Raw genomic sequence first — 19,643 nt, forward strand, 5'->3', positions numbered from 1 at the left:
CTTCTTCGGCAGTCCTTGGGAGACTACTCCTCGATCAGATGGCCGATGCCAGCCCGGAAATAGTCGTAGCCGGTGTAGAGCGTCAGGACAGCCGCAATCCAGAGGGCGACAAGGCCGGACAATTCGGTTCCCGGCAGCACCTCTTCCCCGGCGGGGCCTGCCAGCAGCAGGGCAAGCGCCACGAGCTGCACCGTGGTCTTCCATTTGGCGAGCTTCGTGACCGGCACGCTGACGCGCAGTTCGGCCAGAAACTCGCGCAGTCCGGAGACCAGAATTTCGCGGCACAGGATGATGATGGCAGCGATCAGCGACCAGCCGCCGATATCCCCCTTGGCCACCAGCAGCAGCAGGCAGACGGACACAAGCAGCTTGTCGGCAATCGGGTCCAGCATCCGGCCGAGCGCGGACTGCTGCTGCCAGGCGCGGGCCAGATAGCCGTCGAAGAAATCGGTCACGGCGGCGGCGATGAAGATGGCCAGCGCAATCCAGCGCGCCGTGTGGCCATCGAAATAGAAGCATCCCACCACCGCAGGCACCGCCAGGATGCGCGCATAGGTCAAGAGGTTAGGCAGGGTCAGGGCGACGTGTCTGGCCATGTGAAGTATCTGCTTCGCGTCTCGGGCGGCGGGTCAGCCGGACACAAGCATGAGGGCGCGCGGGTGTCAACGCATCTGGCGGATGAGTGACTTTGACAATGGGGCAGACGGCGCAAACCACCCTGAGTGCCGTCTTTGAACTGGTGCCGGCAAGGATGGAGCGGTAAGCCTGTCACAGCAAGTTGAAGCTGGGAGACCTGAGCGTATGCGCCTGAACGAATTGGGACAGCCGATTGGAGAGCCGGTGAGTGGATGGGCGGGCGCGGCAGCGCCGGTGGCTCAGGTGCTGCAGGGGCGCTGGTGCCGGCTTGAGCCGCTGAGCGCGGAACGCCACGGTGCGGAGCTTCATGCCGCCTGGTCTGCTGACAGGGAGAACCGGGTCTGGACCTATCTGGCCTATGGACCTTTCGCCGAAGAGGCGGAGTGCATCGCCTTTCTGAAAACGATGGAAGGCAAGGCGGACCCGATGATGTTCGCCATCATCGATCAGGCCAGCGGCAAGGCCATGGGTGTTGGCAGCTATCTGCGTGTGGAGCCTGCGACAGGCTGCATCGAGGTTGGGCATCTGAACTTCGCCCCCGCCCTGCAGCGCACACCGCTGGCGACCGAGGCCATGTATCTGATGATGCGCCATGCCTTCGAGGGGCTGGGCTTCCGGCGCTACGAATGGAAATGCGACGATCTCAACGCCCCCTCGCGCGCGGCTGCCGCACGGCTCGGCTTTACCTTCGAGGGGATCTTCCGGCAGGCGACCGTCTACAAGGGCCGCAACCGCGATACGGCGTGGTTCTCCATTCTCGACAAGGAATGGCCACGGCTGAAGGCTGGCTTCGAGGCCTGGCTCTCACCGGATAACTTCGATGCCGATGGCCGGCAGAAGCGCAGTCTGGCGGAGTGCCGGGGAGATTGAGGGGGGAGGCGAGAAGCGCGCTCTTGCTGAGGCCTTGCCAACCTTGGGCGTCATCCCGGACGCAGCGAAGCGAAGATCCGGGACCGGTGAGTCACGGTCTTTCGGCTCTAGCTTCTTGAAGCAATGGGCACTTCGGCTCACCGGTCCCGGATCGCGCGATGCGCGTCCGGGATGACGATGGAGAGGTAGGGGCTGAGAAACACGCTGCGCTTGAGCGAGCTCTCGCTCTCCCTCAGCTCTTGAAAATCAGATCACCCTGCTGGTCGATCATGAGCTTGGCCTTGCGGATGGTGAATTCGGCGGCTTCATCGCGGGTGGGCAACTGGTCGGCGCGGATGAAGGTGTGCTCGTGCGGTTCGCCGTCGATCTCCTTCAGGATACGGCCGGCGATCTGCCATTGGCTGCCGGCCTGGCGCGGCTCGGCGATGATGCGGCAGTTCTTGTAGTCCTCGGTGGCCACGGGGGCAGGGGTGGCTTCAGCGGAAGAGCCGCCCTTGAAAAGTGATCCGAACAGTTTTCCCAGCATCTGCCTGTCCCGTCCTTGCGGTTTGAAGTGATCTGCGTTCCGTCATGCCAAGGCTTTCGATGCTGACGCATCACGCCTTGAAATTTCTCAGTCGCAGCGCGGCCCGAGGTCACGGTCGACCCAGTGGCGGCGGCAGAGCGAAACATAGGACTCTTCGCCGCCAATCACCACCTGCTCGCCTTCCTCGACGATCCGCCCGCTGCCGTCAAGCCGTGCGACCATGGTTGCCTTGCGTCCGCACCAGCAGATCGTCTTGATTTCCTTGAGGCTGTCGGCCAGCGCCAGCAGGGCCTTGCTGCCGGGGAACAGCTTGCCCTGAAAATCCGTGCGCAGGCCGAAGCACATGACCGGCATGCCGAGCCGGTCGGAGGCATGGGCCAGCTGCCACACCTGGTCTTCGGTGAGGAACTGCGCCTCATCGACAAACACCGCGTCAATGGGGGCGGCTTCATGGGCCTTGCGGATATGGTCGAGCAGGTTGTCGCCGGCGCGGAAAATATCCGCCTCTGCCACAAGGCCGATGCGGGAGGAAATGCGTCCGACGCCCGCCCGGTCATCCACCGCAGCCGTCAGCAGCAGGGTGCGCATGCCCCGTTCCACATAGTTGTAGGAGGCCTGCAGCAGCACCGTCGATTTGCCGGCATTCATGGAGGAGTAGTTGAAATAGAGCTTGGCCATCGGTCCTGCGCCGGTCTGTTCGCATCAGCGGGAATCGGTCCCGCTGTCTGTCACACTCTTGCCATCCAGCCGGTCAGACACAAACGGCAGGCGGCAGGCTGCGGGCATAAACTGTGGAAGGCAGAAGCTGACGGGCTTTCTCAGGGGATGGCGATGTCCACGATCAGCGGCACATGGTCTGAGCCCACGTCCCCGCCGATGGAAACATCCCTGATCGTGATTTCATCCGAGACGGCGGCATGGTCTACCGCCGAGCCCAGGATCCAGCGGAAGCGGTAGTGGTAGAAATAGCGTGTGATCACGGGCACCACGGCCGGGAAGCGCACACGCATGCCGGCCTGCTCCAGCAGGTTCTCGAAGTGGTTCGAGAGGGGGGAGGTGTTCCAGTCGCCGATCATGATGGCCGGTTCGGAGGCGGGCAATGCGCCGATCACACCGGCAAGCGCTGCAAAATAATCCTGCCGGGACTGCCAGCGGCAGGGCGAGCGCGGGCTGTCCGGATGCACCGCGATGAAGTTGAGTGGGGACCCGTCCACATCGATGATGGCCGAGAAGATTTCCCTGTTGCCATAGCGTCTGGGGCCGCAGGCACCCTCAACCGGTATGATCTTGCTGGATTTGACCGGGTACCGGGAGAAGGCGATCATGCTGCCAAGATCGCCGATCAGGAAATTCTCGAAATAGGGGCCGAGGCCGATCAGGGGCGTGTCATCCCCCTGGCGCTTGCGGTAGCGCATCTGATGATGCCACTCGGCCTCCTGAAACACGAGAATGTCGGGATTGAGGCTCTCCAGATAGGCCATGAACTCCGGATCACCCAGATAGCGCACTTCCAGATTGATCGAGACGATCCGCAGGTTCTTCGTGCCGGGGATGCGGGCTTCGGCGAAGCCGGGAGCGACGATCCTGTATGTCTGGTAGAGCGAGACACCCAGCGCCAGCGATAGGGTGAGGCCCGTCAGCAGGAACAGCCGCCGCAGGGCCTTGCCTGCGCGCGGCGGCCCGGCAAGGCGCCGGCAGATGGCCGCAAGAAACACGGCCACAAAGCCGCCGCCAATCAGCTGCGGCAGGAAGAAGCTCATGTTGTCGGCAACCCAGACGTCCGGCGCGGCGAAGGGCCCGAAGGACAGAAGGCCGAACAGCAGGGCCACCAGCAGGCCCATGACGGAGGCAAGGCGCAGAAGCCGGGCGAAAATCGAGGTATTGCCGCCGGTTTGATCTGTCATCGGGCCTGCCGTCTCCTGTTGCACTGCAGCGTGGGCAGGCCCGTCCTAGCACAGACGGTCATTCGTGAAAATGATCGTAGACTAGCTTTGCGACTGATTCCGAAATACCGGGCACGGCCATCAGATCGTCAATGCCCGCCTTTGAAACGGCCTTTGCCGTGCCGAAGTGGCGCAGCAGGGCGCGCTTGCGGGCCGGGCCGACGCCGGAAATGTCATCCAGCGGATTGCGGGCAATGTCCTTCTTGCGCTTGGCCCGGTGGGTGCCGATGGCAAAACGGTGTGCCTCGTCGCGCAGGCGCTGGACGAAATAGAGCACGGGATCGCGCTCCGGCAGCATGAAGGACGGGCGGCCTTCCATGAAGAATTTCTCGCGCCCCGCATCCCGGTCCGGCCCCTTGGCGATGCCGACCAGCGGCACATCGGTGACGCCCAGTTCCGTCAGCATCTCCCGCACCGCATTGAGCTGGCCCTGACCGCCGTCGATGAAGACGAGATCCGGCCATGCGGGCATGTCGGCGTTGCCGGCCTGCACGCCATCATCTTCCTCGTCCTCCTCAAGGCTGGTCTCTTCGGCGCTTTCGGGGACAGGGGCATCGGCTGCGGCCAGCGGCGTGCGGGCGTGTTCCTTCAACAGGCGGGAGAAGCGGCGGGTCAGCACCTCGCGCATCATGCCGTAGTCATCGCCGGGGGTGATGTCCTGCGACTTGATGTTGAACTTGCGGTACTGGCCCTTGGCGAAGCCTTCCGGCCCGGCAACGATCATGCCGCCGACCGCATTGGTGCCCATGATGTGCGAGTTGTCGTAGACCTCGATGCGGCGCGGGGCGGCGGGCAGGCCGAAGACTTCCGCAACGCCCTGCAGCAGGCGGTCCTGGCTGGAGGTTTCCGCCAGCCGGCGGCCAAGCGCCTCGCGGGCGTTGGTGAGGGCGTGGTCCACCAGTTCCTTCTTCTCGCCGCGCTTGGGAACGGCGATTTCCACCTTGCGCTCGGCCCGCTCGGAAAGAGCCTGAGACAGCAGGTCCATTTCCTCGATCTCATGCGACAGCAGGATCAGGCGCGGGGCGGGCTTGTCGTCATAGAACTGGGCAAGGAAGCTTTCCAGAATGGCGGCTTCCTCGATGGACTTGTCGGCCTTGGGGAAATAGGCGCGGTTGCCCCAGTTCTGGCCGGTGCGGAAGAAGAACACCTGCACACAGGTCTGCCCGCCTTCCTGATGGATGGCGACCACATCGGCCTCATCGACGGTCTGCGGGTTGATGCCCTGATGCGACTGCACATGCGACAGGGCCGCCAGCCGGTCCCGGTAGACGGCGGCATGCTCGAAGTCGAGCTGCTGGGAGGCCGCTTCCATCTGGGCGGCCAGTTCCTTCTTCACCGCCTGGCTGCGGCCGGAGAGAAAGCCGCGCGCCTCGGCCACGAGCTGCGCGTAATCCTCGTTTGAGGTCTCGCCGGTGCAGGGTCCGGCGCAGCGCTTGATCTGGAACAGCAGGCAGGGGCGGGAACGGTTCTCGAAATAGCTGTCCGTGCAGTTGCGGATGAGAAAGGCCTTCTGCAGCGCATTGATCGTGCGGTTGACCGCGCCTGCCGAGGCAAAGGGGCCGAAATAATCGCCCTTGCGCCGCCGCGCGCCGCGATGCTTGACGATGGCGGGCGCTGCATGGTCGCCGGTCAGCAGGATATAGGGGAAGGACTTGTCGTCGCGCAGCAGCACGTTGAAACGCGGCCGCAGGCGCTTGATCAGGTTCGCTTCCAGCAGCAGGGCTTCGGTTTCCGTGCGGGTGAGCACGAATTCCATGGCGGCGGTGGCCATGATCATGCGCATGATACGGTTCGACTGGCCTTGCAGGCGGGTGTAGCTGGTGACACGCTTCTTCAGGCTGCGGGCTTTGCCCACATAGAGCACGTCGCCATTCTCATCCAGCATGCGGTAGACCCCCGGCCCCATGGGCAGGCGGCGCACCACATCGGCAATCACCTCGACGCCCTTCTTGCCGCTTGAGTTCTCGTCCTGGGCAGGCGTGAAGCTCACCTCCGGCGCAGCCGGGGCCTCAACGGTTTCCTCGGCCTCTTCCGGGCGGTCCATGGCTGACGGGCGGGATGTCATGATTTCACTATACCTCGGCCGGGCACAAAGGCCCGGCGAATCTGCTCCAACGTGGCGCCATTCTAGACGGCTTGTGCTCTGACGCTAATATGGGGGCGCCCGGCGCGAGGAAAATGCAGGTCTATTCCCCGACGCCCACCACATCCGCCGTTTCCCAGGCGAGATGCTGCCCGCCATCCAGTGCCAGCATCTGGCCGGTGATCGAGCGCATGGCCCAGAAATGACGGACGGTGGCGCCAAACTCTTCCGGGGCCGGTCCATGCTGCAACAGGACGGCCCGCTGCTGGCGGGCGAAATCCTCTTCCGTCTGGCGCTCATTGCGGAAGCTGGGGCCGGGGCCGATGGCGTTGACGCGGATGCGCGGCGCCAGGGCCTGCGCCATCATGCGGGTCTGCTCCCACAGGGCCGCCTTGGAGAGCGAGTAGCTGACAAAGCGCGGCGTCGTCTTCCAGACGCGCTGGTCGATGATGTTGACCACCAGCCCCTCGGACGACGCAGGCAAGGCGCTGGCGAAGGCATCTGTCAGGAACAGCGGCGCTTTTACGTGAATGGCAAAATGCGCATCGAAAAGGGCCGGGTCGAGAGCACCGGCCTCGTCGGGCTGGAAGATGGAGGCATTGTTGATGAGAAGATCCAACTGACCGGCGGCCTTTATGGCCGCAGGAATCAGGCCAGCCAGTTCATCCGGCCGGGTCAGGTCCGCCTGGAAGACATGTGCGGTGCCGCCGCCTGACAGGATCGACTGCTTCAGGGCGTCTGCCCGCTCCAGCCCGTGGTGGGCATGGAGGAGCACTGTCCAGCCATGCGCCGCCAGATCGCGGGCGATCGCTCCGCCAATGCGGCTGGATGCGCCGGTGATGAGTGCCGTTCCGGCCGCCTGTGTCATTCGTGCTTGTCTCTTCTTCGGTCTGATGCTTTGAATACGGCGCATCGCTCAACGCGGATCAACTCTCCTGAACCGCTCATTGCCCTGGACTTCTTGCATTTTGCAACGGCGGGCAGCTTCTGCCGGGTGGTTTTACCGGATGCTTACCATCCCGAAAGAACCCCGGGCTTGCCACGGTTTTTCCATATTCTGCCAAATTTTCCGACACAAACGGGGGGCATACCTCGATGTGGGTGAGGATGGGGATAGCCGCCACGACAATCGGCTGTCTTGCCCATGAGGTATGATCCTCGACTTTGAACCTGTATTGCGTGGAGCAAAAACATGAAGAGTCTCGCAGTTGCTGGTGTGTCCCTGGTTGCGCTCGCCGCAGCGGCTCCGGCATTCGCTGCCGACCTCCCTGCGCCGGCCGCACCGGTGATGTATGATCAGGCTCCGGTTTCGGACGCTCGCTTTGACTGGTCCGGCTTCTACTTCGGTGCGAACGCAGGCTGGGCTTGGGGCGAGTTCAAGAATTCGTCCGCTCTGACGGGCAACGTCAAGAGCAGCACCAATGGCCCGACCATCGGTATCCATGGCGGCTACAACTACCAGATCACGCCGAACTTCCTGGCGGGTGCTGAAGCTGACTTCCAGTACCGTGATCTTGACAAGCGCAGCTCCGGCAATGGCGTTTCGATCAAGAACTCGTCCAACTGGAACGGCTCGCTGCGCGCCCGTGCCGGTGTCGTGTTCGACCGTCTGATGGTCTACAGCACCGGTGGTCTGGCGATCGCCAACATGGAAACCAATGTTGCCGGCACCAAGCGCGATGAAACGAAGACCGGTTGGGTCCTCGGCGCCGGTGTTGAAGGCGCTCTGACCAACAACATCACTGCCCGCGTCGAGTATCTGCACTCCGACTACGGCCGTGACAACTTCGACGTTGGTGGCGTGAGCCAGCGCGTGAAGCTGCAGGACAACGTGACCCGCGTTGGTCTGAGCTACAAGTTCTGATCCCGGCCATTCCGGACGATCAAGACAAAGGCCCGGCGGACATTCCGCCGGGCCTTTTGCTTCTGGTGCTGTTCACAGGTCAGGCAGGCAAGATCCGGGTCTTTGCGAACATCGGAACATGGGTCTCGAAACCGTCCAGCCAGGTGACGAGATGGGGTGCCTGCTGGCGCCAGGCGCCCTCGAAGCGAAGGTCCAGATAGCCAAGCGCGCAGGCAAGGGCGATCTGACCGGCATCCACCCCGTTGGTCACCTTGACCGGAGCGGGAGGGGCAGCCTCCAGAGAGGACAGGGCGCGGGAGACTTTCTCCGCCTGATAGCTGAGCCAATCGGCCGAGCGTTTTTCCTCCGCGCGGAAGCGGGTTTCATAAACCTGCAGGATGCTGGCATCCTGCATGCCGTCGGCCAGCGCCTGCAGGCGCAGAACCTCGAACCGGCCTTCGCCTGCCGGGATGATGCGGCCGCCACCGGCGAAAAAGTCCAGATATTCAACGATCACGCGGCTGTCATAGAGCACGGTGCCGTCTTCCAGGATCAGTGCCGGGATCTTGCCGAGCGGGTTCTGCAGGCGAATCGTGTCCGCCGGATTCGTCGTGTCGGTGGCCTGTATCTCGATCTTGTCGAAGATGCCGAGAACGCTTGCGGCAATCTTGCACTTGCGGCCAAAGGGGGAGGCAGGCGAGGAGCGCAGAATGAGCATCGGGCTGAAATCTCCTTTGTGGGGACGTCAGTTGTGCATGCCCTTGGCGCAGGCGCAAGGCCACTGTGCATGCCTTCTGCTTGCCACGCTCCGCAGCGGACGTCCCTGTCAGGGGGCCGGAACGTCGAGGCTGGAGGCGCGGCAGCCGCTGCGGTCAACGGAGGGGCAGGCCCGGAACTCGAGGTTTTTCGTCAGGCAGATGCGCAACTCTGTCAGGATACCGCGGTTGCAGGAGACGGCCATGCCTTCCCGGGTGAGGCCCGGGTTCACCGCAGCAAAGGCGGCCTCGGCGCCTTCGGGACTGATCCTGCCGCGGCGTGTCATACGGGTGAAGGTTTCGGGAATGCGGATCTTTTCGAAGGCCTGGCGGGTCTTGGAAAAATAGTCTGACGGCGGCAGGCCGGAGCAGGTGCCATGCTTGCGCCACTGATGCTGGATGAGGCCCTGGCTCGGCATGATGTCCAGCATGGACCGGATGTCACCGGCGGAGGGCGGAAGGTCACGCGGCAGCGGACAGTAATCAGGCCAACCCCGTTCACGCTGCGGCCACAGGCCATGGACGATGAAGCGGTAATTCTTGTCATCGCCGCATTGCTGCGGGTCCGCGCGCTGCCGGTTCAGTTCGCAATAGGCGGGTGACCATGACAGGGCGAGGACATAGAAATCGAAGGGCTCGGGCGCGCCCCTGTTCTGTGCTGCAGCCGGGGACGGCAGCAGCAGTGCAGGCAACAGGGCAAGCACAAGACAAGCCAGACGCATCAAGGCGCAGGCCTTTGCCGGAGATGTCTCATGATCGATGGTCAGGGCCGGATTGCCTTGCACTTGCCGTCATGCACATGCCACTTGTCGAGGCCGGGCAGACAGGCCTGCACACCCCAGGTCTGGCCGAGAAAGCCACGGTCTTCCACGATACGGAAGTAGACCGTCTGCTGCGTGCCATTGGACAGGGCCGCGCGGCCGGAGCAATAGCGCTGGGCGAAAGGACTGCCGAGGGGCTCGCGGTAAGCGGTCTGCGCAATGCGGTCGATGGCTTGAATGGTGATGCCGTCCCTGTAGTCCTTGTCTGCTGCGGCGATACGGGCCATGGCGGCGTTGAGGACGGATGGCGTCTCACAGGCCGGGAGACGGCCGGGCGCGGGGGCACATAGCGCAGGGGAAGATACGCCCAGCGCTGCAACAAGGCCTGCGGCTGCCAGTACGATGGAACCTGACTTCAGAAATGCGCGCATTTCGCGGAACCTTCCCTTGCAAAACATGCCTAGAAAATCCGCGAAACCTTGCGGGAAGCCTGCGTCCCCGTCAAGCGGTGTCTCTCATACCCGCCCTTGGTGAACCAACTCCACGGAGCGCTGGTCAAGCCGGTGCGGAGCAAGTGCAAGGCATCCCGCACCGCCGGCAACGTCTTGATATCATTCGTCCAGAAGCTGGAAAATCCGGGCCGATGCTCCCGGCCCTTGCGCCAGAACCTCTGCCAGCCAGGGCAGGGTGTTGCGCATCTCTTCCGCCAGTGTGAAGGGCGGATTGATGATGGTCATGCCTGACCCCTTCATTGGACGATCGGGTGAGTTGTAACCGGCGTTGAGCTCCAGAACCAGCACATCGCGCAACTCCGCCTCTTCCAGCGTCCGGTGGAAGCGCTCCACGCTCTTGCGGTCCTTGAGCGGATACCAGGCCAGATACATGCCGCTGCGCCAGCGCTTCCAGGCCTTGATCATCCCATCCGCCATGAGTTCGAACTCGTTGGTGACTTCGAAGGCTGGATCAATCAGCACAAGGCCGCGCTTTTCCTTGGGCGGTACGAAACTGCCGAGCGCCAGCCAGCCGTCCAGATGGATCGTCTTCACCTGCCAGTCGCCTTCAAACCGGGCGGCGAGCGTTTCGAAATCGGCGGGATGCAGCTCTGTCAGCGTCAGCCGGTCCTGCGGGCGCATAAGGGCACGGGCCAGGGCAGGGGAGCCGGGATACTGGGTGAGTTCGGTGCCCGGGTTGAGTCCCTTCACCACATCGAGCCAGTCCGCCAGCACGGGTGCTGCCTTTGCGGGCACGTCAGCCGCCAGCACCTTGGCGATGCCTTGCTGCCATTCGCCGGTCTTCTGCGTCTCTTCGGCCTGCAGATCATAACCGCCAATGCCCGCATGGGTGTCGATGATGCGGAACGCCGCGTCCTTGCGCTGCATGTAGGAGATGCAGCGGGCGAGAACGAGATGTTTGAGGACATCGCCGATGTTGCCGGCGTGATAGGCGTGCCGGTAATTCATGTGGTGTTCCTCATGTCGAAAGATGCGGCGCTCAGATGGGCTTTATGGGGAAGACGCGTGTCTGGCAAGGGGAGCTTCGCGGCCCTGGACCCGGAACAGGGTCACGAGGCGGGCGCTGCCGGCTTCATGGCGCGGCTTGGTGTCTCCGGACCGTCACAACAGCCTGTGCCGGAGCGGCTGAGCACAGCAAGGCGGCTGCCGCTGAAAAGAAAAACGGTGGCCCTCCGGGGAAGGCCACCGCAATCTCACCGGACCATGGGTCCGGTATCAGGCCAGATCAGTCGTCGTAGCCTGCATCGTCGTCCTGGCCGTCCTGCTCGCTGGAGGTGGCTTCACCTTCCAGAGCCTGCAGGTTCACAGCCTTCGGGCCCTTGCCGCGGCGATCCGGCTCGGTCTCGAAGGAGACGCGCTGACCGCTGTCCAGAGCCTGGAAGCCCGAACGCTCCACAGCCGAGATGTGGACGAAGACATCGGCGTCGCCGTTGTCCGGGGTGATGAAGCCAAAGCCCTTGTCGGCCTTGAAGAACTTCACAGTGCCCATCTGGCGCGGGCCGCGCTCGACCGGACCGTCGAACTCGGGACGCGGACGGCGCGGGCCGCCATCACCGTCACCACCGCCGCCGAAGCCGCCACGGCCACCGCCGCCGCCGCCATAACCGCCGCCTCCGCTGCGTCCGCCGCCGTAGCCGCCACCGCCGCCATCACGGCCGCCGCCGTAACCGCCGCCGCCGCTGCGTCCGCCGCCGTAGCCACCGCCGCCGCCTTCACGGCCACCGCCGTAACCGCCGCCGCCGCTGCGTCCACCGCCGTAGCCGCCGCCGCCTTCACGGCCGCCGCCGTAGCCGCCACCGCCGCCTTCACGGCCACCGCCGTAACCGCCGCCGCTGCGTCCACCGCCGTAGCCGCCACCGCCATCACGGCCGCCGCCGGCAGAAGCGTATTCCTCGCCACCGCCGTAACCGCCACCAAATCCGCCACTACGGCGGGGGGCGCTATAGTCACCACCGCCGAATTCACTGCCGCCGCCGCCGAAATCGCTGCCGAAGTCCTGCGGACCGCCGAACTCACGCTTGCCGCCGCGCCGTCCGCGCGAACGCCGGTCCGAATCGCCATCGTGCATTGCTGAAACACCCTATTTGCGTGCCGTCTTCACGGCTCCGACCCATTCCTATCTCTCCCGCACCGAAGTGCGGACGTTCCATGCAGCCTGCTGACCCCGCAAGGCCAACGGACTTGCCACTGCCAACAACATGGTATTGGGAAGAAACAACGCTGCCGCAACCCGATCCAATCCGCCGCAGAATTATCATAGCTGTGAAAAACGGCTCCCGGCAAGCGAATCCTTACCGGACGATGGTCTAAAGGTCACAAATGCCGCAACGTGATTTGGGCACCTGCGCTCTTGCTGCCCAATTTGCGGGAAAGCTGCTGCCTTCTGCCTTCCAATCAGGCATTTCAAGCTGTGTTCCGCCAATCCGGGGATCTGCCGTCCGGCTTTCCATCTGATCTGCGGCTTGCGGGGGGAGGGGCTGCAGGCTACTGAAACTGCAGATGCCAGCTTTCAGGAGCCCGAAATGACTTCAACCGACGGTGATGCGATGCAGGATGGCCTGCCGCCCGTGCAGATTGCCGTGATCCCGGTGACGCCCTTCCGCCAGAATTGCTCCCTCATCTGGAACCCGCGCAGCATGAAGGGCGTGGTGGTGGATCCGGGCGGCGACGTCGAGATCATTCTGGAGACAGTTGCAGCTTACAAGGTCGAGGTGGAACGCATCCTCATCACGCATGGCCACATTGATCACATCGCCGGTGCCGCGGATCTTGCCGATGCGCTCAAGGTTCCGATCGAGGGGCCGCATCTGGCGGATCAGATGCTGATCGACCGGTCGGAAGGTCAGGCGCAGCAGTTCAACATGCCGCCGTTCCGGAAGATCGAACCGGCCCGATGGCTGGACGAGGGTGACACGGTGGATATCGGCGGGCTGGTGTTCCAGGTGCTGCATTGCCCCGGCCATGCGCCCGGTCATGTGGTGTTCTTCAATGCGGAGCTGAAGTTCGCCATTTCCGGGGATGTGCTGTTTGCCGGATCTGTCGGCCGCACCGATCTGCCGGGGGGCGATCACGCCACGCTGATCCGCTCCATCCGGGAAAAGCTGCTGCCGCTGGGCGATGACGTCACGTTCCTGCCCGGACACGGCGACCCGTCCACCTTCGGTCACGAGCGCCTGACCAATCCGTTCCTGCGCTGATATGAGCCAGATATGAAAGAAGGGGCCGCGAGGCCCCTTTGTCATGTTCACAGAAGCGATCTCAGCTTCTCGAGTTTCTCGTTCACGAGCCAGCCGTAATAGTTTTCCTGGGGCCAGGTGTTGCCGCTGCGGCGGAACTGGGCCGCCCGGTTCCAGGAGTCGCCAAGGTTATAAAGAGTTGCCGTGATCCCGGGATTGTTGGAAATGTCCACATCGCCGACGATCCGGTAGGCCTCGATCGCATCCTGGATGATCGCGGCCATGTAATGCAGCGAGATGTTCGGATCCATCGTCGCCTGATAGACATCGCGGGCATTGTCGGCGGTCAGGCGCTGCATCCGGCTCTGGCGGGCGACCCGGTCTGTCATCTTCAGCACCGTGAGCGGGCTGAGCTGGCCGAGGCCGAAGCTCTGGCCCGAGAAGAGCGGCTGGAAAAAGGTCTCGTTGAAATTCGTGCGGGGATAGCGCGTGCCGTCCACGCTCTTGCCGCGGAAGTCGCTGTCCCAGACCCGTTCGTAACAGGTCCACAGCTTGTTGCTGTCGTTCTGGGTGGCGCCGGTGTTGCAGGCGCTGAACTGCGGCTTTTGAACGAAGTCCGTCACGTTGACGCCGCCATGGGCGAAATTCAGGCTGACACCGGCATAGGACAGGGCCTTGACGTAATAGCTCTGGGCGCTGTCGAGACTGTCATAATTATAGGTGTGTTCGCCAACGATAGCGCCGATCATATGGACCGGGTCGATGTCATACCGGGCGGCAACGCGCTTGATGTCGGAAATCAGAGCCGTGTCACGGCGCAGCACGCCCAGAACGCGCTCAAACTTTGCATCATAGGTCGAGCGCATGGCTGCCGTGCGGCGGGCCGAGGCGAAAGGTATTGCGGGCTGCTCCGCATTGCGGTTGCCGGGAGGCACGCTGCGCGGAGCAGCAGAAGCCTCGGCAAATGCACCAAGGAGAACCGAAGCCGAAAGTCCTGCCGCTGCAAGCTGACGCGCGGCAAATTTCACACTGCGTCCCGCCAGACGCAATCCATTAAACATGCTCATGCCTGACTCCAGGCCCCCGCCGGGAGAAATAGACGGGGCTCTCCGCAAGATACAAGTCCAAAACAAGGAAACTCACCGGAACAGCCGTGGAACCGGAAAATGTGTTGTTTCCAGTCCACAATGCAGTGCTCTCAGGCGTGCGAACCAATACGCGAGGCCAGCGCCCGAATCAATGTCTGCGGCCGTTTATACCGCATCATCCAGAGCTTTGGCGGCAAGGTTTCTGACAGGTGTTGCGGTTTTATATCACGTCTTTGTGTGCCGTTGCGTCAGTCTGGGGAAAAACGGAGACACTGCAAGGCCTTGACGGAAGATGGGAGCTTTGGCGGAGCCAGCCTTCAGCGGCGTGCCGGCCTTGGTCCCATGCGCAGGCGCACCGGTGCCGGTACCTGCATCAGGTCCAGAAACTCCCGGTGCTGACGCAGGCCGCAGAGCTCGCGCTGGATCACCACATGCCAGAGTGCTTCGGCAGCCTCCTCCAGCCGGTCCTGATGACGTGATCGAAGCCTTTCGTCCTCCGGGGCTTCGGCCAGACGCCGGGCGGCTCCCTCCAGCCGGGCCAGAGCCTCATCCAGCTTGCGGGTCAGGCGGGCGAGGGTTCCGGCCTTCTCTGCCATCACCTCTTGCGCAAGGGCGGCGGCGAGCGGGTCCTTGTCTTCCATCCTGTACTGGCTGGGCGGGCGTACGCTCATCGCGGCCTGTCTCCCGGTGGGGTCATTCTCTGCGCCTAGGCGGGGGCGTGGCCCGTTGCTCCGCCGTGGGTCAGCAGGGCCGACTTGCGCCAGAGCCATGCCATTGTAGCCAGTTTCAGCAGACAGGGAACCGCGGCATAGGCAATGCTGAGCGCAAGCGCCGTCTGCGCCGTCAGCGGTGCGCCGGGCTGATAGCCTGCAAGGCCCAGCGCCGGCAGGGTGAGGCCTGTTGCCAGCGCCAAGGCGCCCTTGGTGAACAGCGCCATCACGGCATAAAGACGGCTGGCGGCCCCTTCGCTGCGGCTGCGGGCAATGTGGTCGGCAAGGATCGAGGCCGGCAGAGCCAGATCCGCCCCCAGCGCAAGGCCCGAGAGCAGGCAGATGGCCGTATAGGCGGCAATGTCTCCTTCACCGATGAAGATGGCCCAGACGAAGGTGAGCACGCTCAGCCCCATGGAGGCGGCCCAGGCCTGCAGCTTGCCCATGTGCCGGGACAGAACCTGCCACAGCAGCATGGATGCGGCACCGGAAAGGAAATAGGCCAGCAGGAACAAGCCTGTGAGATCTTCTGCGCCCAGCCGGTCGCGGATGAAGAAAATGACCAGCACCGCCGGAATGGCGCTGGCGAAGGTGTTGGCCAGATAGATGGCGAAAAAGCTCCGCCGCCACCGGTCGCCCGTCACATCCTGCCAGCGGAACGCAGGGCTGGTGCCTGCGGCCTCCTGCGCCAGCGGCGCATGGCGCAGCCAGCGCAGCAGCAGCACCAGAGCAACCGCCAGGAGCGGCAGATAGAGCCAGGCAAGCCGGGAGAATGCCGCTTCCTTGCCTGCGCCCTGATCCAGCACCGTTGGGGCAATGGAGGCCAGCAGCAGGCCGATCAGCCCCAGCGCCTCGCGCCATCCGGCGATACGGGTGCGCTCATGCTCGGCGGCGATCCACAACCCGCCGAGGGCCTGCAGGTTGATGGCGACAATGGAATAGCCGGTGGTGCAGAGCAGGATGGACAGGGCGAACCAGCCGAGTGCTCCCTCCCCGGCGGGCGGTGTGAACACCATGAAGAAGCCCCCGCCCAGCAGCAGGCTGCCCAGCATCAGCACCAGCCAGCGCAGATGGGAAAAGCGGTCGCTGAGGCTGCCGATCAGTGGATCCTGGACGGCATCCACCAGCCGCAACAACAGAAGCACTGTGCCGAGGCTGGCGAGCGGAACGCCCAGTGCGGCCGCATAGAAATCCGGGGCGTGCAGATAGACTGGCAGCCCGGCAAAGGCGAGCGGCAGCGCCATGAAGCCATAGGCGAAGAGAGCCCCTTTGCCCTTATGCTGGTCTGGGGAAGATGCCGCGGGCAAAGGGGCGCTCATCAGCGGGCAGATCCGGTCAGGCTGGCCTGCAGGCCCGGGTTTGCCGTGTTGTCGCCCAGCCAGATGGCAAAGAAGCGGCGGGAGAACTCGGCATCATTGATCGTGCCGATCCGGCGGCCGTCCTTGTAGAAAACGGCCTTGCCGGAGGCATCGCGAACGCCGGTGATGGAAGCGCCCTGTGCCACATCCGGGAAAATGGCGCGCATCTGGTCGCCCCATTGCTTCAGCTTGGCCTCGTCCCGCAGGCCCTGACGGCGCATTTCATCGACGGAGCGTTTGGCAATGTCCGCGCCCTTGAAATTGCGCAGATACGTCAGCTTCAGGGCGAAGGGCTTTGACGGTGAATAGCGGCCCTGCGGCGCGTAGAGTTCTGCGTCAAAGACGCGGAAGCCGAAATAGGTCATGCGGCCCTGGCCGACGAGTTCGGCGGACGGGACAAGCCGGGCGGCCGGACCAGCGTCGGCTGCTGCCGTGCGGGGCATGGCCGTGACGGCCAGCGCCAGCAGCAGCCCCATGACGAAGGCCATGACGATACGGCGCGACTGGGAGCCGGTGAAGCCGCCTGCGATGGCGTGGGACATGCTGCGCGCACGCGCGGCGCGGATGGCGCGCTGCTGATCTTGCGGCGGGGTGATGGTCATGAATTCATCCTCCTGTCTGCCATTCCGTTTCAGGCCTTTACGCAATGCAGCGCGGGCCGGATTGTTCCTTGTTTGAACAAGAGGGCAGGTGGAGTTTCACGGCAGCGTGATGCCGGCTCTGCTGCAGCCGGAGCATCGCAGCTCGAAAAGACTTAGACAGCGCATGGGCTTGATCTCTAGTCAGAGAAAGAACCAACTGATGCGTCTTGTCGATCTGCAAAACGCCCAGCCCGGTCATTGTTGGTGGTATGCCATGCGGCAATTTTGCGCATTCGTTCATCGTCGGCCCACATGGCACTGAGTGTTGTCGCTCCATCCGCGCTCGCCGCTCTGTCAAAACTCTCCGCTTCATGTCAATTGACAAAGCTATTGGCGGCCGCCTCTACACGCTTTCGGACAGCTTCGGAACCCGCCGTCGCCTTGAAGTCTTCCGGCAGCGCGGCGAGCGATTTCGCTACCTTCAGCAACCAGAACTGCAACGCCGTCCGCTCGCCGACTGCGAGATCGCCTCGGCGTGCGGCCACAAATGCCTGAACGTGATCAAGTACCCTTACGGCATAGGACCTCTGACTCCCGTCACTGAGCATCGCGTCAATCCGCTCAATCCCTGTGAGGATCACTTCAATGTTAAAGATTGCCTGCCCTGCCTTCTGCTCGGTTGCACGCAACAAAGCGATGCGGAAAGCTTGCGTGTCAATTTGATAGGTTTGAAAACCGGAAAGGGCCTCGGCCTTCCTGTACGCGGTAGCGATGTATTCATCAGCCGCATCGAGCCGAGGCATCTCGGCCATCAATATGGCGTACTGAAGCCAGAAGAGTGGTTCTCCATTTACGCGCTCGTCGTAGCGAAGACGTTCATAGATGCTAACGATGACCGCTTGCGGGTCCCCTTTACCGCGTAAGGTTCGACGCAAACTCGAATATGCCATCATGTTCGACATGAGGATGCGGTATGGCCTTTCGTTTCGCCGCTGGGCTGCGGCTAACGTCACCTCAACCACGGCGTCGACGATCTCGTCCGGGTCGATGAATTCTGCAATCACAAATGATGAGAAGACCGCCGAACGAGCTTTGAAGCTGTCGGCCGACGTCTCGAAAATCTCATGCGACAGATCTTCGAGCGGCTTGAGCGCAGCAAACGGATCCTCGCCAGCTACCGATCGAACAAAGGCAGCGCCTACCGATCCCTGATGCGTGGCGATCAACATCGTCATGGCTAGGATGCGCCTTGTGGCCCGTTTCTTGAAGAGTGGAGCCAGGGCCGCGCGAACACGGTCCCGAATCGCTTGGTTTTCGAACATGTCAAGCAGCATATCGCGCAGATCGCTTCGGCGGTCCTCAGTAGGTGCTTGGAGCCCGACGCGTTCACACAATCGGCCAAACGCGACCACCTCGGCGCGTGTCAGCGTGTTCAGACTCACCCTATCAAATGGCTTGGGCAGAAGCTCGGTGAGCTCGTGAAACCGGACCTCGAATGTTCCTGTGCGCACCTCGACTACGAGCTTGGCCTTTGGAAGAGCCTCCCGAAGGCCGCGTAAGTTGTCCTGTACGGCCGAATACTGGTCGATGAACACTACCACACGATCAATGCCCGCAAGAGCCGCGACCTCGCGTTGGAGGTCTGGATGACCAGGCTGAAGCAACAAGCAGGTCCAGCCTCTTGAAGAAAGCTCGAACGCGAGCAAGTGGAGGAAGATCGACTTCCCGTTTCCGAGGCGGCCATCTACCACGAGCGAAGCTTTGGACTCGATTGCCTCTGCCGCCGTACGCACAGCTTCGCTTCGTGCGATCGCGTAATCCTCGCCGGGTTGCGAACGGGCCAAACGACGGGCATCGAAATCGCCATACACAAGTAGATCGAACACTTCGGCCGCAGTCGGACGTGCGGCCGTCTTCTTGTCGCGCGTCGGCGAGAGCGATCGGAAAGAACGAAGATTGTCGAGTGCAGGCGCGGCGTGACGATGAGCGCGCGCGATTGCTTCCGCGAAGCCGTCTGTCCCAATGAACTTAGTACGCCCATACTGCGTGGTGCGGCGCTCGAAGGTCTTATCGGGATCGGGGCCTTGGATAAAGACGGTTCGCTCTGCCAGCTTCGGATTGGCCATTAGTAAACCAGCGATGTGGTAGTCGGCGAGATTGTATCCGATGATGTATAGTGCGCTTGCGAAGGCTATATCCCGTTGGAACTGATCATACCAAGGCGAACGAACGACATACTGGTTGACGTAGGAACCCTCTCCAAGAACGAGGCTTTCTTTCACATTCGCGGGCGTAATCAAACGAATGCTGCCGTGGAGATGCACTAAAGCTCCGTGAGGCAGCTTGTTTGGAACAGGCTCCGAAACGTCGAACGCATTCGGCGGTGTATTCTTGCTCAAGCGATGCAATTCTACCGCGTCGTCGTAATTGGTTGAGTAGATGCGTCGCCACGACTCGTTGAGAACGGCCGTTTGTCCCGGAGTTAATGTTCGCAGCCGGAAGATCCTGTAGAGTTCGTCGCGCAGCATTTGGGGGTCATTCTCAGCAAACTCCTCGCTGAGCACCTGCAAATCATAGTCTGTATCCGCAGGAAGCTTGAGTAATTGGATGAAATGTCGACGAAGCCCCTTACCATTCGGCGGGCTGGTGTTCGCTATGTTAGTCGCCCCAAGACTGAACCCGGACCCAAGGAAGAGGATTGAAGATTCAGGGTCGAAGTCCTCGAGTTTGTCAGGATCGTGCGTCATACTTCCTCCATTTTGCACAATGTGTGACAACTCTTGCGAGATCGCAACCTTCAA

At 62.7% G+C, this 19,643-nt stretch carries 19 protein-coding genes; 3 read left to right on the forward strand and 16 right to left on the reverse strand.

Annotated features, from left to right (window positions below; translation table 11 throughout):
- Nucleotides 1–23: 23 nt before the first annotated feature.
- Nucleotides 24–596: a CDP-diacylglycerol--glycerol-3-phosphate 3-phosphatidyltransferase gene (pgsA, locus tag AC0CMF_RS11235; protein WP_050475012.1), complete on the reverse strand. Its 573-nt coding sequence runs from the start codon at nt 594–596 to the stop codon at nt 24–26.
- Between the two features lie 205 nt (nt 597–801).
- Between pgsA and AC0CMF_RS11240 the strand changes: the two genes are divergently transcribed.
- Nucleotides 802–1,506, forward strand: a complete 705-nt coding sequence (locus tag AC0CMF_RS11240) for a GNAT family N-acetyltransferase (RefSeq protein WP_374629907.1) — start codon at nt 802–804, stop codon at nt 1,504–1,506.
- Nucleotides 1,507–1,738: 232 nt separating this feature from the next.
- Here AC0CMF_RS11240 and AC0CMF_RS11245 read toward each other — a convergent pair whose 3' ends face one another.
- From AC0CMF_RS11245 to AC0CMF_RS11265, 5 genes are all read right to left on the reverse strand, one after another.
- Nucleotides 1,739–2,032, reverse strand: a complete 294-nt coding sequence (locus tag AC0CMF_RS11245) for an HlyU family transcriptional regulator (protein ID WP_122520576.1) — start codon at nt 2,030–2,032, stop codon at nt 1,739–1,741.
- Nucleotides 2,033–2,119: 87 nt separating this feature from the next.
- Nucleotides 2,120–2,710 carry a thymidine kinase gene (locus AC0CMF_RS11250; RefSeq protein WP_050475016.1) on the reverse strand — a complete coding sequence of 197 codons (591 nt, stop codon included), beginning with the start codon at nt 2,708–2,710 and terminating at the stop codon, nt 2,120–2,122.
- 140 nt (nt 2,711–2,850) lie between these two features.
- Entirely contained in the window at nt 2,851–3,936 is a 1,086-nt protein-coding gene (locus tag AC0CMF_RS11255) for an endonuclease/exonuclease/phosphatase family protein (RefSeq protein WP_122520575.1), read from the reverse strand.
- A gap of 58 nt (nt 3,937–3,994) precedes the next feature.
- Nucleotides 3,995–6,040 carry an excinuclease ABC subunit UvrC gene (gene uvrC / locus AC0CMF_RS11260; protein ID WP_374629908.1) on the reverse strand — a complete coding sequence of 682 codons (2,046 nt, stop codon included), beginning with the start codon at nt 6,038–6,040 and terminating at the stop codon, nt 3,995–3,997.
- A 121-nt stretch (nt 6,041–6,161) separates the two neighbouring features.
- A complete protein-coding gene (locus AC0CMF_RS11265; protein WP_058899241.1) occupies nt 6,162–6,926 on the reverse strand; it encodes an SDR family oxidoreductase in 765 nt (254 codons plus the stop codon).
- A 324-nt stretch (nt 6,927–7,250) separates the two neighbouring features.
- Here AC0CMF_RS11265 and AC0CMF_RS11270 point away from each other — a divergent pair, with 324 nt between their 5' ends.
- Nucleotides 7,251–7,922, forward strand: a complete 672-nt coding sequence (locus AC0CMF_RS11270; protein WP_055454062.1) for an outer membrane protein — start codon at nt 7,251–7,253, stop codon at nt 7,920–7,922.
- 79 nt (nt 7,923–8,001) lie between these two features.
- Here AC0CMF_RS11270 and AC0CMF_RS11275 read toward each other — a convergent pair whose 3' ends face one another.
- From AC0CMF_RS11275 to AC0CMF_RS11295, 5 genes are all read right to left on the reverse strand, one after another.
- A complete protein-coding gene (locus tag AC0CMF_RS11275; RefSeq protein WP_058899242.1) occupies nt 8,002–8,619 on the reverse strand; it encodes a glutathione S-transferase family protein in 618 nt (205 codons plus the stop codon).
- Nucleotides 8,620–8,727: 108 nt separating this feature from the next.
- Nucleotides 8,728–9,378, reverse strand: coding sequence for a ribonuclease T2 family protein (locus tag AC0CMF_RS11280; RefSeq protein WP_058900712.1), 651 nt, complete (start codon nt 9,376–9,378; stop codon nt 8,728–8,730).
- Between the two features lie 41 nt (nt 9,379–9,419).
- The gene (locus AC0CMF_RS11285; protein WP_208991322.1) at nt 9,420–9,848 is read right to left on the reverse strand and encodes a hypothetical protein; all 429 of its coding nucleotides are present in this window, start codon (nt 9,846–9,848) and stop codon (nt 9,420–9,422) included.
- Between the two features lie 180 nt (nt 9,849–10,028).
- Nucleotides 10,029–10,877 carry a 23S rRNA (adenine(2030)-N(6))-methyltransferase RlmJ gene (locus AC0CMF_RS11290; RefSeq protein WP_058899243.1) on the reverse strand — a complete coding sequence of 283 codons (849 nt, stop codon included), beginning with the start codon at nt 10,875–10,877 and terminating at the stop codon, nt 10,029–10,031.
- Nucleotides 10,878–11,154: 277 nt separating this feature from the next.
- On the reverse strand, nt 11,155–11,997 hold the full coding sequence (locus AC0CMF_RS11295) for a cold-shock protein (RefSeq protein WP_019963977.1): 843 nt from the start codon (nt 11,995–11,997) through the stop codon (nt 11,155–11,157).
- A gap of 454 nt (nt 11,998–12,451) precedes the next feature.
- On the opposite strand from AC0CMF_RS11295, the gene AC0CMF_RS11300 reads away from it, so the two are divergent.
- The gene (locus tag AC0CMF_RS11300; protein WP_282097392.1) at nt 12,452–13,126 is read left to right on the forward strand and encodes an MBL fold metallo-hydrolase; all 675 of its coding nucleotides are present in this window, start codon (nt 12,452–12,454) and stop codon (nt 13,124–13,126) included.
- A gap of 47 nt (nt 13,127–13,173) precedes the next feature.
- Here AC0CMF_RS11300 and AC0CMF_RS11305 read toward each other — a convergent pair whose 3' ends face one another.
- The 5 genes from AC0CMF_RS11305 to AC0CMF_RS11325 all read right to left on the reverse strand — a co-directional run bounded on the left by AC0CMF_RS11305 (nt 13,174) and on the right by AC0CMF_RS11325 (nt 19,589).
- Complete coding sequence (locus AC0CMF_RS11305; RefSeq protein WP_244284552.1) at nt 13,174–14,172, reverse strand: DUF1402 family protein; 999 nt, start codon at nt 14,170–14,172, stop codon at nt 13,174–13,176.
- A 338-nt stretch (nt 14,173–14,510) separates the two neighbouring features.
- Nucleotides 14,511–14,864 (reverse strand): DUF6665 family protein, encoded by a 354-nt coding sequence (locus tag AC0CMF_RS11310; RefSeq protein WP_209004878.1) that lies wholly within the window; start codon nt 14,862–14,864, stop codon nt 14,511–14,513.
- A gap of 35 nt (nt 14,865–14,899) precedes the next feature.
- Nucleotides 14,900–16,222 (reverse strand): MFS transporter, encoded by a 1,323-nt coding sequence (locus AC0CMF_RS11315; RefSeq protein WP_374629909.1) that lies wholly within the window; start codon nt 16,220–16,222, stop codon nt 14,900–14,902.
- Nucleotides 16,222–16,863: a chalcone isomerase family protein gene (locus tag AC0CMF_RS11320; RefSeq protein WP_050474858.1), complete on the reverse strand. Its 642-nt coding sequence runs from the start codon at nt 16,861–16,863 to the stop codon at nt 16,222–16,224. The genes AC0CMF_RS11315 and AC0CMF_RS11320 overlap by 1 nt, the downstream gene beginning before the upstream one ends.
- A 353-nt stretch (nt 16,864–17,216) precedes the next feature.
- Nucleotides 17,217–19,589 carry an SIR2 family protein gene (locus AC0CMF_RS11325; protein ID WP_374629910.1) on the reverse strand — a complete coding sequence of 791 codons (2,373 nt, stop codon included), beginning with the start codon at nt 19,587–19,589 and terminating at the stop codon, nt 17,217–17,219.
- Nucleotides 19,590–19,643: the final 54 nt, after the last annotated feature.

Source organism: Pannonibacter sp. CBAS1226 (genome assembly GCF_055685825.1).